The following is a 16,403-nucleotide window of genomic DNA, read 5'->3' on the forward strand; positions in this document are numbered from 1 at the left end:
AACCAGGGAGCGATCTATGATGAAATTTTAAGCATTATTGGAAACGAGTCTGATGTATTAGTTGATAACAATAACGGCACTTATACCCACACCGCAGTAGACGGTACAGCGGTAATTATTGATGCCAATACTACTTCGGTAAGTGTAACCGATGGGGTGTATACTTTTACTGATGCTTCTGGGAATACTATTACAACTATCGATACCAATGCAAGTGCTTCTGGTTATGACAATACCAATTCAGGTTTAACCTCTACTAATGTACAGGATGCTTTAGATGAAATTCAGTCTAACCTGGATAATACTACCGATGTTTTAGTTGCTAATGGCAACGGTACTTATACCCACACCACCGTAGATGGTACGGAGGTAATTATTGATGCCAATACTACTTCGGTAAGTGTAACCGATGGAGTTTATACTTTTACTGATGCTTCTGGGAATACTATTACAACTATCGATACCAATGCAAGTGCAGTTTCCTTCGATAATACGACCAATATATTGACAGCAACAAATGTTCAGACTGCAATTGAGGAGTTGTTGGCCACAGTAAATACCAGTGAAGGAGATTTAAGTCTTGATGGAGGTCTGGAGTTTATAAGCGGGACAGACGGACTTTCGAAATTGTTGGCAGATGCCGGAATACAAGTAGCAGATGCTGGGATTTCTACAGCTAAACTAGCCGATGGAGCGGTTACTACAAATAAAATACAAGGCGTAGGTAATGATCAAATAATGGCTACCGATGCTACAGGAAATGTAACCTGGATAGATAAATCTGGAGTGGGTGAAATCCTGGAAGCCAAAAATGGATTGACGAAATCTGCCTTAGATATTAAATTAGGAGGAGCTCTAATTGAGCCTACAAGCATTACGACCGATGCAACAAACACATTGGCAGTAGCAGGCTTGCAACCGGGTACTGCTAACGATCAATTGGTAGTTGCAGAAGCTGATGGTACTTTAAGGCAAGTGAAGTCTGCAATGCCAAAGTTTTTCTATATGCCAAGTGTAGTTTTTGATACTTCGACTCAAGGTACAAGCTTTACACGTAATCTACACCAGGAATATGTGAATCAATTTGGCTCGCCAATGGTTAGCAGTGCAGGTGCTTCAGCAGCAATCCCAACTTTACCGGCTAACGAGTTGGAATATCATATTACTTATTACGATACTACTGTGTTTGCAAATGTAAGTGTAGATGGCAATGGTGTACTAACTTATGATATTATAAGCTCTACAAACAGTGCAGCATCCTTTATGAACATTGTATTTGTGGTTAAATAGTAGTACAAGATAGAACCTACAAGGTTTTAAAAGTCTTGTAGGTTTGTTTGAAACCAGAAATTTAAAGTCAAATTTTAAAATTAACAATTTGAAAAACATAATACATATACTAATTACTGGTATTGTTTTTTTGCTCGCCACTTTTAAGGTTTCAGCACAGTTTACCATTACAGATGACTTTAAGGGCAGTGGTTCTCCCGATGTCATCCTGGGTGATGAAGCTTATCTAACATCAGGTGTGTCTGACCCTGTAAATGCTGGTTGGTTGCGTTTAACGGAAGCTTCGGAGAGCCAAAAAGGTTATGCCTATGTCAATAAATCCTTTCCGTCAACTTTGGGTGTGTTGGTGGATTTTGAATTTACAATGTGGCGAGACCAGGATGATAATACCTATAATGGAGCAGATGGGTTTAGTGTCTTTTTATTCGACGCCAATTACGGCCCTGGAAATTTTGCTTTAGGTGCCTATGGAAGTTCTTTGGGATATGCAAACAATACTGCTACCAACCCTAGAACTCCTGGTCTTACTGGAGGTTATGTGGGCATTGGTTTTGATGCTTATGGAAACTATGTAAGAAATTCTGAAGGAAAAAACGGAGGGTCATCACAGCTGAGTCCCAATTCTGTAGCACTTAGAGGGCCAACTACTTCTGCGAATCCAGATGATCCTAACACTAATAAATATTTAGATGGAGTAACAATTTTAGGTAATGGCAATATTGTCGATGCTCTTAATGAGCAAGGAAATGCTCAAGATGATGTAGTTGACTATAATACTACGGTAGGCTCTCGGCCAAGCTATGCCAACTTTTATCGTCGAATTCAAGTTCAAATAACTCCTACTGGAAATAGTACTTATAACATTACCGTACGCTGGGCAACAACTCAAGGAGATGTTTTTACAGAATTGATTAATTATACTACTTCAGATATTCCACCAGAGTTATTAAAATTGGGCTTCGCAGCTTCTACAGGCGGTGGGTTCAACTATCACGAAATTCGAAACCTTTTGGTTACAACCCCAGGGAATTTGAGGGTGAATAAATTGGCAGATAAGAATGTGTTGCGTTCTGTTGCCGGTTCGGGTAATGAAAATGAAATTACCTATATAATAGAGGTTACCAATGATACCCCGGCAGCAATTTCAACTATTAATATAGAAGACCAACTTACTGATGGAGAAGGAAATCCTATTCCCAACGGGATGCTTAATATTACAGATATTAGTCATAGTGGTTTCACCAATGCCAATTTACCTACACCTACTTCTGGAGCACCTATAACTTCCGGGAATTTTAACGGAACCGTAGGTTTACCGGCAAACAGCACCGGAACTATTACGGTAAAAGCTATTTTGAACGAAATTCCCACTGGGAATTTACTACAAAACACGGTCAATATTGGTAATAATGAAGTTACCGATCCCGATTTGGCTAATAATACTTCTACTGTAAACACCCCTGTTATAGCAGAGGGTGTGGATTTAACCATAAAAAAAGATGCCGATCAGCAGTGTTTGGATGCTACCAATGGTAATGATTTTATTATAAGGGTTTCTAACTTAGGAACGGAAGATTTGAACTATAGCAGTACCAATGATGTGGTAGTGACTGATGAAATACCGGCAGGTGCAACACTTACCAATAACAGTACCGGTTGGACGCATAGTAGTAATGGTAATATTCATACATTTACTTTAAATGGCACTGGTACTTTAGGCTCAGGAAGGTCTGCACCGCCAATTATGTTTACCATAGATGGGGTTTCTTCCGGTTATACCAATACAGCACAAGTAGAATTTAATGGTTCAGGGAGTAATATAGAGCCTCCGGAAAACCTTGGGAACAATAGTTCTTCAATAAATATAGCCTCACAGCCTAATGCTCCTAACGTGCCGGAAGCCGGTTATATTGAAGTTTGTCAGGGGGAAACTATTCTAACAAGTAATATTACTGATCCCGGATATACTCTTACCTGGTATCTGAACGAAGGAGGTTCACCGATAATTCCTGATACCTCTACACCGGGTTACAATACCTATTATTTAAGTCAGAGCGAAGGGGGTTGTGAAAGTGAATTAATCGAAATATTGGTCCTGGTTAAAGATGCTTCTCTTCCCGAAAGTATGGGCGGATGTGATACGGGATGGTGCCTGGAAGATGTTGAAGGGGAGAGTTTTAGCTTATCAGATGGAGAATCGGTAACTTTTAATCAACCAGCTACCAATTACGGTTTCCAGTTTGATATTTATACACTGGACAATTCATTTAACCTGGAGATTAACGGCACCAAATTGGCTGTGAAAGAACTTGAATTTCAATCTTTAAATACATCCGGAATCAACGTTCGTTTTGCCGATGGTGATGAATTTGAAACGGACACAGAAGGAGATATATGGCAAATGACAGGAAGTGCATCAGCCCCTCTTATACGGGTGGTTATAGGTCCTACTGGCTCGGTAGCCCTCTATGCAAGTAAAGTTTCGGGAGGTCCGTTGTTTCCTTTGGTTTTAATCAATGATAACGAATTTAATAATATACCATGGAACTCCACAGGTACAAATACTATTGTTGGAACACAAAACGTAGTAGGAGCTACAACCATGACAGGCTACGGTAGTGGGAAAAATAAGACACCCTGTTTAATAATCACCAATCCTATGTTGCCTTCAAAAGCAAGAAACTAATGAATATTCTAAAGCACATATGTATGGCTAAGGGTTTTTACGAATATTGGAAGAATATCTCTCTCTTGAGTAATGTAAGAGATACCACATTTTTAATATCTGGAATAGCCGATTTTATATACATAGGCTATATGCTGCCCGTAGTAATAAAAAAACAACATAGATATATCTATTGCTCCTGTTCTCTATAACTTATGAATATAAATGTAGAGATCAACCCGTCTGGACTTAGAATGAAGCTAATGGGGACCGGAGCTTTTGGATGCTGAATGTTTTTTCAAACAATGAAAAATAGAATAGCAAAAAATAAAGAATTTGAATATCTAATGTGCCTGGTATCAATGGCGGGCATATTTTTAATATTAATCTACCTTAAACTATGCGCTTATTAATACTTATAATACTTGTCTTTCCTTTGGCGGTTATTGCTCAAACAAGCAACAAAGGAACACTCTACGTAAGTGAGGGTACTGAGTTTTCAACAGTAGAGCGTTTTAACAACTTAGAATCTGCTGAGTTTTATAACGATGGCGAATCATTTATCTACAGTCATTTTAACAATGATGGTGTTGTAGATTTTTATGGTGAAACCGGTAAGACCCGGTTTACCGGGAATAATCCACAGCAAATTTCTGGAGGGGAAGCAAGTTATTTTTACAATGCCATTTTTGAGAATAACAGTGAGGCTGCTCCCTTCCAATTATCTGGCGATATACACATAGCCGGGGAGTCCAATTTTTTTCAGGGTATTGTAGATAATGATAATTACGGTGGAAGCTTCACTTTTGGCGAAACTGCAGGCCATACCAATACCTCTAATGCCAGTCATGTAGATGGTCATGTAATTCATTATGGAACCGAAGATTTTAAGTTTCCAATTGGGGATGAAGGCTTTTACCGATTTGCAGGTACAGCCGAAATGGAAAATACCAACAGTATTGTAGAAGCTAAATACTACCTGGAGAATAGCAATGCTTTATATCCACACGATTTACGTTCAGAATTCGTGGAAATAATTAATAAGAACGAGTATTGGACTATAGAGAATATTGGCGATTCAGAAGAAACATTCATCAGTCTTTCGTGGAACGATGAAACCACACCTTCAGAGATTCTGGCCACACCCCGGGAAGAAGCAATTCATATTGTAAGATGGGATGAAATGGAGAATAGATGGGTAGATGAAGGAGGAATAGTTAATAATGCCAATCAAACTGTTTCTACCATGGTAGATAAATTTGGCGTTTTTACCCTGGCAAGAATCAATGAAGTAAGTGTAATTCCGTGTCAAATTGCAGTTTATAATGCAGTTACTCCAAATGGCGATGGAGTTAACGATTATTTCTCTATAACCTCTGGAGCTTCTAATACATGTACAGAGAATATTACAGTAGAAGTTTATAACAGATGGGGTGTGAAGGTTTTTGAAACCGATAATTATGGGGAACAGGGAGATTTGTTTGATGGCTATTCCCGCGGAAGACTTAATGTTAATGGAAATGAACAATTGCCTTCAGGTACTTATTTCTACATACTCAAATTTGATTATTCAGTAGGGAACCAAGAAATAGACACCTTTAAAAAGGCAGGTTATTTATACCTAAATGCTAACTAATTAATGGATATCCCGGGAGAAGTTTCCGGGAGATTGGCCAGGAAATTATTTGTGGTTTCGAGGCAGGCTTCGAAACAATTAAACCTCAATTATCGAGTAAAAAAAATAGAATGGGAATAAATATTAAAAGAGCACTTTTTTTCTTACTGTGTAGTATTGTTGTTTGCCTCCAGGAGGTAAATGCCCAGCAAGATTCTCAATATAGCCAGTATATGTATAATACGGTTAGTATTAATCCGGGTTATGCCGGTAGCAGGGGTATGTTGAGTACATTTGGGATGTACCGTAACCAATGGGTAGGGCTTGAAGGAGCTCCAGAAACTCTTAACTTTTCTGTTAATTCACCAATTGGAATTAAACGAGTAGGGGTAGGGCTAAGTTTTATTAGTGATCGTATTGGGCCTTCTTCGGAAGATATTCTAACCGCCGATTTCTCTTATTCAATTCCCGTTTTTAATCCGGAAACAAAACTTTCTTTCGGCTTAAAAGCAGGTATCAATATGTTTAGCCTTGATGTTAACAAATTGGATATCGAAAATCCAAACGACGTGAACCTTATAAATAGAAACCTTACTTCTCCGGTAGTAGGAATTGGTTTTTACCTACACTCAAAGAAGTGGTATTTTGGAGTTTCAACCCCAAATATGCTTGAAACCGAACATTATGATGAAATCGCTGTTTCAACAGCTACAGAGAAATTACATTTTTATGCCATTGGAGGCTATGTTTTTAACTTAAATCAGGATTTAAAATTAAAACCTGCTTTTTTGGTTAAAGCGGTTTCAGGGGCGCCTTTGGCCGTAGATGTTTCAGCCAATTTCCAACTTTATAATCGTTTTAGCCTGGGAGCTTCCTACCGCTGGGATGCTGCTATAGGTGCTCTTGCCGGATTTAATGTTTCAGATAATATTATGATTGGTTATGCTTACGATTATGACACTACGCCTTTACAACGGTATAACTCCGGCTCTCATGAGATCTTTCTAAGATTTGAATTAGGAACACGCGTGCGTAATAGTGTTAACCCAAGATTCTTTTAATTAGTTAATAGCCCACTTTATGATTAAGAATTTTCAATACCTGTATATATTTTTCTTTTTGTGTTCAACTTCCACGGTAATGGCCCAGGAGGCGAAACTGGATAAGGCTAATGAAGCTTTTAATGAATATGAATATATTAATGCCCGCGACATTTATTTGGAGGTTGCTGAAAAGGGGTTTGAGTCTGAAGAACTTTTTCAAAGACTGGGGGACTCTTATTATTTCAATGCAGCTTACGATGATGCCGTTAGCTGGTATGAAAGGTTGTTTGATTTTGAAGAAGATCAGGAAACATCCTATCTAAGGCGGTATGCCCAGGCTTTAAAAGCAACCGGGAATGATGAGAAAGCGAAGCATTATTATAATTTGTTTAAAAGTAAAAATGGCGGGGCACAGTCTTCTAGCGTCGAACTTAGTGCTGAAGATTATTTAGAATTAATAGATAAGAATTCTGATAGGTATCGTATCAAAAAATTAAACAAAATTAATTCTGGTGGAATTGAGTTTGGGCATTTCTATCAGGATGGAGATTTAATCTATGCCTCTACCAGGGATACCGGGGTTTTTGTAAAGAGAAAAAGTGCCTGGGACGGACTTAGCTTTCTTAATCTTTACTCGGTAGCGATTAACAAAGATTCGGTATTAAATAAGCCCAAAAAATTAAAAAGAGGTATTTCCGGGAAATTCCATGAATCTTCTGCAGTGATAAGTAAAGATGGCGAAACCATGTACTTCACAAAAAACAATGCAGATGCCAAAAATAAATCGGAGAGTAAATATTTAAAGATTTATAGAACAAGAAAAAAGGATGGTAAATGGCAGGAGCCCGAAGATTTGGCTATAAATAGTGATGCCTTTTCTACGGCGCATCCGGCACTGGATAGTGAGGAAAAATACCTTTATTTCTCATCTAATCGTCCCGGAGGTTTTGGCAATTCAGATTTATATAGGGTGGCAATCCTAAAAACAGGTGAGTTGGGAGAGCCCGAGAATTTAGGTGCAAAAATTAATACAGAAGGTAAAGAGACTTTTCCTTTTGTGTCTAAAAACAACGAGTTATATTTTTCATCTGACGGGCATTTCGGATTGGGAGGATTGGACGTTTTCTATATTAAGATAGAAAACCCTGGCTTTGGAGATTTATTGAATGTTGGGGAACCAATTAATTCTTATGCCGATGACTTTTCGTTTGGTGTTGATACCCAAACCAAAAACGGTTTTTTTAGTTCCAATCGTACAAATAATGGAGATTTTGCTTATGCTGATATCTATTTTCTTAAGGAAAACTCAGAAATAGTAAATTTTTATAAAGCTACTATTACAGGGCAGGTAAAGGAAGAAGGAACAATGAAGCCTATTCCCCATGCTACCATCACCCTATATAAAGATGATGATAGTGTCTATAAATTGGTAGAAACCGATAGTGAAGGGAATTATAGTGTGGTAACTAATTATTTTAATTCTTATAGGCTTCGTGCCGAAAAGGAAAACTTTGATGCCAGGGAGTATACAAGTGAAGCAAAAAGAGAATCCCAAAAAATCGATTTTCAGTTGAAGCGTAACAGCCTGGCATTAGTTCCGGGAACCGATATTAGCAAGGTGCTAAATATTAAGCATATTTTATTCGATTTTGATAAATGGAATATAAGAAAAGATGCCCGTGTAGAACTTGAGAAGCTTCTTGCCGTTATGCAAAAGTATCCAAAGTTAAAAATTGAGATTAGATCGCATACTGATAGTAGGGGGTCTGATGCCTATAATAAAAAGCTGTCTGAGAGAAGGGCGAAGTCTACCATGGAATATCTTATTGAAAACAATATTGATGCAAATAGGTTAAAGGCAAAAGGATATGGAGAAGAGAGGCTTTTAAATGAATGTAAAAACGGAGTGAACTGTAGTAAAGAAAAACATCAGGAAAACCGCCGATCGGAATTTATTATACTCGAATAGGAAGTTAGACTTCCGGGTGTATAAATTAAGAAGCTTGGAAGGCTATTTAATAAGCTATTTATTGTCTGTATAAACTCTGACGAAATTCTATATTTATTTAACCACAAATACTACTAAATCTTCATAAATAAGCTATAGCTTTGTGCCTGAAATGGGGTGCTTGCTTTAAGGCAGGCTGAGATGATACCCAGGGAGTTTTACTCGACATTTGAGATTAATTTTTTTCTCGAATCAAGATTCATTTTCTAAAATGTTTCTTTGGGCTTTGTCCCAGATGTATTATACTCTGAACCTGATCTGGATAATGCCAGCGAAGGGATTTTTCAATGCTGATATTGTATTTCTGCAATTTTAGTTATCTCACCACCTCATTTCATTGTAAAATTAAATTACCATGATAGAGGATTTCTTTACAAAAATTGTTTGGTTGCAAGCTTTGGGGACTACTTTTGGAGTGGTGCAGGTACTGTTGGCAAGAAAAAACATTATCCATAATTATTTATTCGGAATTGCCTCTATCCTAATAGGCCTCTATGTTCTTTACCAGTCAAAATTATATGCCGATATTCTTTTAAGCCTTTATTATTTGGTGATGAGTATCTATGGCTGGTTTTTTTGGAAATTTGGCCGCCAAAAGGAGGAAACCCCAATTTCTTACGCCAGTAAATTAGAATATGTAAAAGCCATAGGAATTGTTATAGGCTGTTTTAGCTTAATGAGTTATTGGCTGCGTTTTTATACCAATTCTGATGTTCCTTTTTGGGACGCCTGGGTGAGTGCATTTGCCTGGGCAGGCATGTGGCTCATGGCCAAAAGAAAAATGGAGAACTGGATTTTCCTGAATATTAGCAATATTATTTCTATCCCATTGCTTATTTATAAAGACTTATATGTGTATGCAGCATTAACAGTTTTCTTGTTTATTGTAGGAACTTCGGGCTATTTTAAATGGCGAAAAATTGTTAAAACGAAGCAGGCGCAATTAGCAGCATAATAAACAACCCTATAATTTGCAATCCATTTTAAAGAATATGAATTTAATTTTCTAAATTTTTGTTTCATGATACAACCGCACCAAGAGCTTACCAAATTGTGTTTAGGGAAAGACATTTTTCCGGAAAAAGTTTTAAACTGGCTGGCCAAAGAGAATCTTTGGAACATTTGGGTACCCAAAAATTACGGAGGACTTGAACTTTCGCTTTCTGAAGGACTTTCCAGGCTTCAGGAACTGGCAAGAATTGATGGTAGCCTGGGTTGGACACTTACACTTTGTAGTGGTGCCAATTATTTTATTGGAAATCTAAAACCGCAAGCGGCAAGCGAAATATTTCAAAGTTCTAAAGCTCCTGTTTTAGGAGGTAGCGGAGGTGTTTTTGGCAAAGCTGTAAAAATTGGGGATATGTATAAAGTATCTGGTACCTGGCGTTATGCTACCGGTGCAGAGTACCTAAGCCATTTTACTTTAAATGCCGAAATTCACGAACATGGTAAAGCTGTAAAGAATGAGGATGGTTCACCAAAAGTTCTCTCTTTTGTGATTCCCCGGGAAAAAGTTAGCATCGTGAAAGATTGGAATAGTATGGGTTTAAAAGCTTCAAGCACTCACTCCTTTATCGTTGAGGATGTTTTGGTCTCTAAGCGGTTCAGTTTTATCTATAATGAGTTTCACCAGCCGCAGGATATTTTTAAAATTCCTTTTTCGGTATTTGCCGACCTAACACTTTGGGTGAATTATATTGGTATGGCAGAACATTTCCTGGCTGAAGCACATAAAATTAAAATGAATAAAAGCCTGGAGTCTTTGGCCAATATACTCTCTGTATCTAATTCAAAAGTTGCCGGGTTTGCAAAAACAATAGAGTCTAATATTAGATGTGAGGTGGAGATTCATCAGAAATATAGGGAAGAAGTACATATTTCGGCGTCAGATTCGGTAAAAAACCTGTCAAAAAGTATAATTGAAATATATCCCTATTTGGGAGTTAAAGCAAGTAGGAATAACGAGCCTTTAAATCAGGTGTTTTGCGATTATTTTACCGCCACACAACACCATATTTTTACCAGGTAAGCTCAGAGTTTTGTCCTGGGGTAATTTGCTTGAAATTCAACTTAACACTTACTTAAAAATCAGGTGCTAAGGTTTAATTTTTAATTAACCTATACCAGTTTGTTTGCGATTAATTTTGCTTAAAATAATAGTAAAAAAAATACTCATGAATTTAAGTGAAAAAAACAATTTAGCGTTAGATACCTTGAAATTTCCGGTTAATTATGACAATAGAAATCAAACTATTTGGGATGCCAAGGGAATGATGGTTTGCGATATTCGCGGATGGGGAAAGATTCAGTTTATGAGTAAATCTGAAGACCGTCAGGATGCCATAGGAGAATTAATAGCCAATTTACTCAATAAATACCATAGAAATATAAATGCAAAAATAGACGAGGAGCTTTTTAGAATGTTGGCTTCTTAATCTCAGGATTTTTAATTTTTCAGTAGAGTTTCAAGGAAATTTAACTCCTTGAAATTCAATGAACTTCTTAAATCTTGTGAAAATCGTTGATGATTACCAATTTTGTTGTTATCAGCGGTAAGCCTGCTAACCTATTTATTTCTTTAAATGATACTGTGCCTAAACAATAAAAGCTTCGAGTCGTTTGGCAATAATAAAGAACAACTTCAGTATATTCGGCATCACAAGAACAGCTATTGTAGCTATAAAAAATGAACTTAAAGAATAATTAATAATCTTAGGTTCTTAAATTTCCCTCAAATCCATAGAAGCACTAAGCTGCTTTGGTTATGGTTTTTCTCCCGGTCACTTCTTGCTTTAATCTAAAAACAGTATCTTTTTCGTAAGCCATAAAATAATAGATTACAAAGAACAAGAAATACATAATCATTGATTTTTGCCTTAGGATGATTCCTAAATTAGACATTACAAAGGTCATGGCGAATGAGCTGGTGAAAAACAGGATTAAGCTCAATTTTACGTTTGCCGGAGCGGTTTTTAGAAACCCAAAGAAACTCTTTTTAAATAGTTTGCCAAACAATATCAAATAGATTAAATTCTCTATTGATACAATTATGCCAAGAATTCCCGGCGCATCAAAAAATAGGGGCCTAAACCAGAAGGTAAAGAATTTTTCTACTATTGAATATTCGGTCATGGGTACGCCCGAAGTGGCATTGTCTAAATCTTTTGCCCTATTTTCGGTAAAAGAAAGAAAATCGGCGATTAAGTTTTGAGAATTTCCAAGGTTCATTACCCCAAGAATTTGTTTGTGGAATAACAGTAAAACACCGGTAATTGCTCCTACAAAAATGGCTTTTTGTTTTAAGCTGATTTGATTTTTATTTAAAAAAATACTTAACATTCCTGCTCCGGCTAATAATAGGAACATATGTGGCCTAATAGCAAAGACCAATAGCGACCCCAAACTTAGACTAAAGAATCTTGTTCTTGGTTCTTTAAGTGCATAAGCAAATAACATTAAACCTAGAAAAATAGGTGCTCCCTTACCTAAAGAAGCTGTCCAGAAATGCATGTTGGGCAGAAACAGAATAAGCGTGAGAAAATCTATTCTTTTAAACAATTTTATATTTAAAGAAATATTTTCTTTAAAAAACAGGTATGCGTAAACAAAGCCCAGAAAACCAATCCAGCTAAATAGTAGCATCATCATCTCATAGCTAAATCCGAAGAAATTTATAAAAGGATAGGATAGAAAATCTATAAAAGATGTTCCGGTATCCAGAAAGCCGCCCCAGGTTTTGCCTTCTGTGCCGGGCACACGAAAATACCTTTTAGAATCTGAAGGATTAAAAAAGGCATAACTATAGTAAATTCCGGCAAAGACTAAGTGATAAAAGAAAAGCTTGTTCATTAATCCTGTAGAGAAAAACTCGTGCTTTCTGTTTAGCTTTTTAAAAATTTCCTGATTTAAAAGATGCAAAAATGGGATTAGCATTAATGCTTGAAGTAGGTTAAGTATCAAATTGGTTTCTGGGGCCATGATAAAACTGTTTATCTTCTTGAAACCAATATTCTTACCTAAATACTCAAATTAAGATAGCTTTAAGCTTTGTGTTAATAATTAACTGAATTTTAGATGTTTGTGCTTAATTATATTTAGATGTGCTATTGTTCTAATTTTAGAACCTGTTGTTTTCTACATTTTTATTTCCACAGGTTTGTGGAAATAAGGAATATGTTTTTAGAATTTGAACCCAAAAGTAAAGGTTAACCTTCCTCCATCATCACCATAATAATAGCCGGTATTCGCGGTAAATGCGTTAAAGCCATTAATCCAGATAGAGCCTCCATAGTTGTTTCGCCATTTATCTGAATTAGAACCTTCAGCCCAAACCCTACCGTAGTCAAAGCCTGCGCTTACACCAATTTGCAATGGAATAAAATTAGTCTTAAATCGGCTTACACCAACTCTAAGATCGGTAGAGTGGTAGAAAGATTGTTTTCCGTTAAAACGTTCCCAGCGATAGGCTCTAAGATTATTGTTTCCGCCCAAAATTGCAGCATCATAATATTCGTAATCATTTCCAATAATTACTTTTCCGCCAATTCTGGTGGCCAATACGGCAATACCGCTTTCGTGCAGGGGGTAATCAATAGCTAAAGACGGACTTATATAAGCAAATTCGTTATTATGTTCATCAATATTGGTTTTATAACCTGTAGTAAGATCAGCTTCAAATCCGCGGGAAGGATATGCCGGGTTATCCCTGTTTTCATAACGATAGTTTAATTCAGCACCGGCATAAAGTTGCTGATTAAAAAGATCGTTTTCTTTAGAAAAAGCGTCGGCAATAAAACGTTCTTCGTCATATGACACTTCTTTAGATTGCAGCATTGGTTTAAAATAAAAGCTTCCGCCAAATTTTCCACGCCATATAAGCGATGGGGCAAATTCCCATTGTTCAATTCTCACCCTGTTATAATCGCGTCCAAAGCGGTCTCGCATATTTTGCGATTCTATACCTTTTCCAAAATAGTTTAATGCGAAATTGGGACTGGTATAGCGTGCCTCTATTCCCAGGTTCCAGTTGTAAAAAATATGTGCAAACTCTCCTTTATAGCCTATTTCAAAACCCCTGGTTGCAAAATAATAGGAAGCATCAAAACTATGTTCTGTATTAAAGGGATTATTGGTTAGCCCATAGGTGGTGTAGGTGTTTTTTAAGCCTAAAGAAAGTCCCTCGTCACCATTATAGTCTATTTGCGGCAAAATTTTATTTTCAGTCTTTAACCGCTTGTCGGGATTGTATGTGTTGATCTCGTAATCATCTACCAGCCATTTTTTGGATTTTGGATTTTTTATGGTGTTCTCCTTGCTTTTATGATCGTAGAGTTTAACTTTTTTGGTGTTCTTAAAATCGTAAATGTCATTTTCTTCCCCACCAATAACATTGATTCTAATTGGGTTTTCTTCATCACCGGTAACTTTAAAAGTATCTTCTCCATCAAGGCCGTAGATCCAAATCTCATCGGTAGCTTCAGAATTATAAGATTTACTGAAGACTTTTTTTCCGTCTTCATTAATCATCTCTATCGCAGTAATACCGTTTTCTTTTCTTTCAATATGAAATATGTCATCTTCCTCGGTTCCTGTTAATACCTGGAATTCCTGGAGGTAGTTGTAATACCGCTTAGCAATATCGCCTAAATTATCTCTCCTGGCCTTAAGCTGTGCTTTAATGTCTTTAATCGTTTCATCCTGAACTGCTTCGGGTAAAGCTTCAAAAGCAGTTTCTATTTCTTCGTTGGTAAGCTGGGATTGAATAAAGTTCACCTGCTCCTGCCAACCTTCCCAATCTAAAGTTTTCAATAGTCGCTGGTCTAAAGGATATCCAGAAAGGTTAAACCATTTTACATTATCTACATTCTCATCGTAGGTTTCCATTTTGCGTACTATTGGCAGACCCAATTTTACCAGGTCTGGAATAAAACCATCGTAATTAGGAAATGCAAAGTCCCTATCTCTGGGAATTGGTTTATAAAGCTTAATGCCATTGGGTTGTGTATACAGGCCCCATCGCCATTGGTCGTAGTGCCTATCCCAGTCACCAATTAACATATCTACCAACCTATTTTTTATAAATGCAACTTCATCTGACTTAACGTTTTTAGACTCTTTTAATTCTGCCAGAAGATCTCGGGTACTAATAATATCTTCAGGGGAGCCAAATTTTTCAAAGCCTTTGTTTTCATCGCCCACGTGGGCTTCAAACATATACAATTCGTCTCCATAATCGTCGTTATTTAGCCCCAGTGCTTTTTGCTTTGGGATATAGAATATTTGAGGTTTTCCGGCATTTATTTCAAGTAAATCGTTAATATGCTTTAAAGAATATCGTGCATAAGGGTGTGCTGTGGTAAAAAGGTCTTGCGCATAGCGCTGCGCCACCGTATTATCTATATAATCTTTAATATAGTGATCTTTTATAGCAGCCGATTGCAAAAAGCGGGTAGCGCTTTTTTTAAGCGCGCGAATGGTAAATTCGTTTTTATCGTCGGCTATAAAACGCAGAGATCTAGACTGCATGCCGCCGCCTTCTTTTAAAGGCTCAAGGTTTCCATCCAGGGTGTCAAGAAACAGTACGGGAGCCTTAATTTTCTTGCTGTAAACTTCCCGGTAAAAATCTCCAAAAAGAGATTTGTAAAGCCAGGATTTATCGGTTTCCTCCCTGGTGTAAATAGAAGCACTTATGCTATCCCCAATTTCCTCTTTGGTCTTAAAGTTAATTTCATTCCAGTTGGGTTCGTCGCTTTTAATATTTTTGCTGAAAATAGGATTTTCTGTATCTTCTATGGAAAAGAATTCGACTAGGGTTTCGTTGTTTTTATAGAGTTTTAATTTTGCATATCCGGGTTTAGTTGTTCCGAAGTGTTCATTTTCCTTTCTAATACTAAGCTTTTTAGGTTTTCCAATGCTTCCACTTATAATTTGTGGAATACCATCATCTTTTAGATATTGAAGGTTTTCATCTTTCCCGGAAACAAAAATCACATTATCAAACTGGCTTGCAAGGGTTTCTAATCTTCCACGCAAGTAACTATGCGCTTCATTTTGATAATCTTGTGGCGTAAAACCACCAATTTTTTCGGCAAAAGATTTTTTTGAATTACTCATTACAGGATGCTGCATAGAAACTATAATTGTTTTTCCATGAGCATCTTTAATATCATCTTTAAACTCGGCAAAAAAGCGTTCTCTGGTTTTAATATCACATTTTGTGTTTATATTAGGATGTTCGTTCCAGTTTTCCAGGTACCATTGTGTATCTACTGTTACCAGAACTACTTTGGGGGCAATTTCTTCACTTTCAATAGGGCAGCCGTCATCTGGCCAAACTTCTACATTAGATTGGTTATCCTGAAGAAAAGACTCTAAATCGTCTATGGCATCCTGGCCTTGTTTGGTCCATTCATTTTGCCCGGGAGTAAAAACCACGGTGCCATTAAAGTCTTGAACCCTATTTAATAACTGTTGCTTTAGAAATTGCTTTTGAGCTTTACGTTTAGCATCGTTTTTTTGAAATCCTTTGGGCGGAAGAAAATTCCCGGGAACTAAAAGTGTTGCTTCTTTGTCTTTTTTTGAAGCTCTTATAATTGCTTTGAGTATTTTTTTGGCCTCATCGGTAAGATTAGTGCCCAGGTTTGCTGTAACATAAAAAGTATGCTCTAAAGATTTAGGTTCTTCTTTATTGGGAGTAACCTGAGCATTTGCTGTTATTCCTAAAAACGAAAAAAATAGTAATAATTTAAAAATTGTATTGTAATTCCCCATAGATGCGTAAAA

General features: G+C 36.9%; 10 protein-coding genes. 8 read left to right on the forward strand and 2 right to left on the reverse strand.

What is annotated here, in order from left to right; translation table 11 throughout:
• From I6U50_RS15115 to I6U50_RS15150, 8 genes are all read left to right on the forward strand, one after another.
• Positions 1 to 1,290, forward strand: a 1,290-nt coding sequence (locus I6U50_RS15115; RefSeq protein ID WP_198639462.1) for a hypothetical protein, incomplete at its 5' end; no start/stop codon positions are given.
• Positions 1,291 to 1,378: 88 nt separating this feature from the next.
• Positions 1,379 to 3,976 (forward strand): lectin-like domain-containing protein, encoded by a 2,598-nt coding sequence (locus I6U50_RS15120; protein WP_198639463.1) that lies wholly within the window; start codon positions 1,379 to 1,381, stop codon positions 3,974 to 3,976.
• A 379-nt stretch (positions 3,977 to 4,355) separates the two neighbouring features.
• Positions 4,356 to 5,591, forward strand: a complete 1,236-nt coding sequence (locus I6U50_RS15125; RefSeq protein WP_198639464.1) for a gliding motility-associated C-terminal domain-containing protein — start codon at positions 4,356 to 4,358, stop codon at positions 5,589 to 5,591.
• A 110-nt stretch (positions 5,592 to 5,701) separates the two neighbouring features.
• Positions 5,702 to 6,631 (forward strand): PorP/SprF family type IX secretion system membrane protein, encoded by a 930-nt coding sequence (locus tag I6U50_RS15130; protein ID WP_198639465.1) that lies wholly within the window; start codon positions 5,702 to 5,704, stop codon positions 6,629 to 6,631.
• A 19-nt stretch (positions 6,632 to 6,650) separates the two neighbouring features.
• Complete coding sequence (locus I6U50_RS15135) at positions 6,651 to 8,582, forward strand: OmpA family protein (RefSeq protein ID WP_198639466.1); 1,932 nt, start codon at positions 6,651 to 6,653, stop codon at positions 8,580 to 8,582.
• A 394-nt stretch (positions 8,583 to 8,976) separates the two neighbouring features.
• Entirely contained in the window at positions 8,977 to 9,576 is a 600-nt protein-coding gene (gene pnuC, locus I6U50_RS15140; protein ID WP_198639467.1) for a nicotinamide riboside transporter PnuC, read from the forward strand.
• A 66-nt stretch (positions 9,577 to 9,642) separates the two neighbouring features.
• On the forward strand, positions 9,643 to 10,650 hold the full coding sequence (locus tag I6U50_RS15145) for an acyl-CoA dehydrogenase family protein (protein WP_198639468.1): 1,008 nt from the start codon (positions 9,643 to 9,645) through the stop codon (positions 10,648 to 10,650).
• A 145-nt stretch (positions 10,651 to 10,795) separates the two neighbouring features.
• Complete coding sequence (locus tag I6U50_RS15150) at positions 10,796 to 11,056, forward strand: hypothetical protein (protein ID WP_198639469.1); 261 nt, start codon at positions 10,796 to 10,798, stop codon at positions 11,054 to 11,056.
• A gap of 313 nt (positions 11,057 to 11,369) precedes the next feature.
• Here the strand turns inward: I6U50_RS15150 and I6U50_RS15155 are convergent, their stop codons facing one another.
• Together I6U50_RS15155 and I6U50_RS15160 are read right to left on the reverse strand one after the other, a co-directional pair.
• Positions 11,370 to 12,599: a hypothetical protein gene (locus I6U50_RS15155; RefSeq protein WP_232805962.1), complete on the reverse strand. Its 1,230-nt coding sequence runs from the start codon at positions 12,597 to 12,599 to the stop codon at positions 11,370 to 11,372.
• A 201-nt stretch (positions 12,600 to 12,800) separates the two neighbouring features.
• On the reverse strand, positions 12,801 to 16,391 hold the full coding sequence (locus I6U50_RS15160) for a metallophosphatase (RefSeq protein WP_198639470.1): 3,591 nt from the start codon (positions 16,389 to 16,391) through the stop codon (positions 12,801 to 12,803).
• Positions 16,392 to 16,403 lie beyond the last annotated feature (12 nt).

Origin of the sequence: Salegentibacter maritimus (genome assembly GCF_016236975.1) — a bacterium.
Taxonomy (GTDB): Bacteria; Bacteroidota; Bacteroidia; order Flavobacteriales; family Flavobacteriaceae; genus Salegentibacter; species Salegentibacter maritimus.

What these genes read in the sequence shown, in the direction of transcription:
- pnuC (WP_198639467.1), top strand. Translation starts at nt 8,977, where the DNA reads ATGATAGAGGATTTCTTTACAAAAATTGTTTGGTTGCAAGCTTTGGGG.
- I6U50_RS15135 (WP_198639466.1), top strand. Translation starts at nt 6,651, where the DNA reads ATGATTAAGAATTTTCAATACCTGTATATATTTTTCTTTTTGTGTTCA.
- I6U50_RS15130 (WP_198639465.1), top strand. Translation starts at nt 5,702, where the DNA reads ATGGGAATAAATATTAAAAGAGCACTTTTTTTCTTACTGTGTAGTATT.
- I6U50_RS15150 (WP_198639469.1), top strand. Translation starts at nt 10,796, where the DNA reads ATGAATTTAAGTGAAAAAAACAATTTAGCGTTAGATACCTTGAAATTT.
- I6U50_RS15155 (WP_232805962.1), bottom strand. Translation starts at nt 12,599, where the DNA reads ATGGCCCCAGAAACCAATTTGATACTTAACCTACTTCAAGCATTAATG.
- I6U50_RS15125 (WP_198639464.1), top strand. Translation starts at nt 4,356, where the DNA reads ATGCGCTTATTAATACTTATAATACTTGTCTTTCCTTTGGCGGTTATT.
- I6U50_RS15145 (WP_198639468.1), top strand. Translation starts at nt 9,643, where the DNA reads ATGATACAACCGCACCAAGAGCTTACCAAATTGTGTTTAGGGAAAGAC.
- I6U50_RS15160 (WP_198639470.1), bottom strand. Translation starts at nt 16,391, where the DNA reads ATGGGGAATTACAATACAATTTTTAAATTATTACTATTTTTTTCGTTT.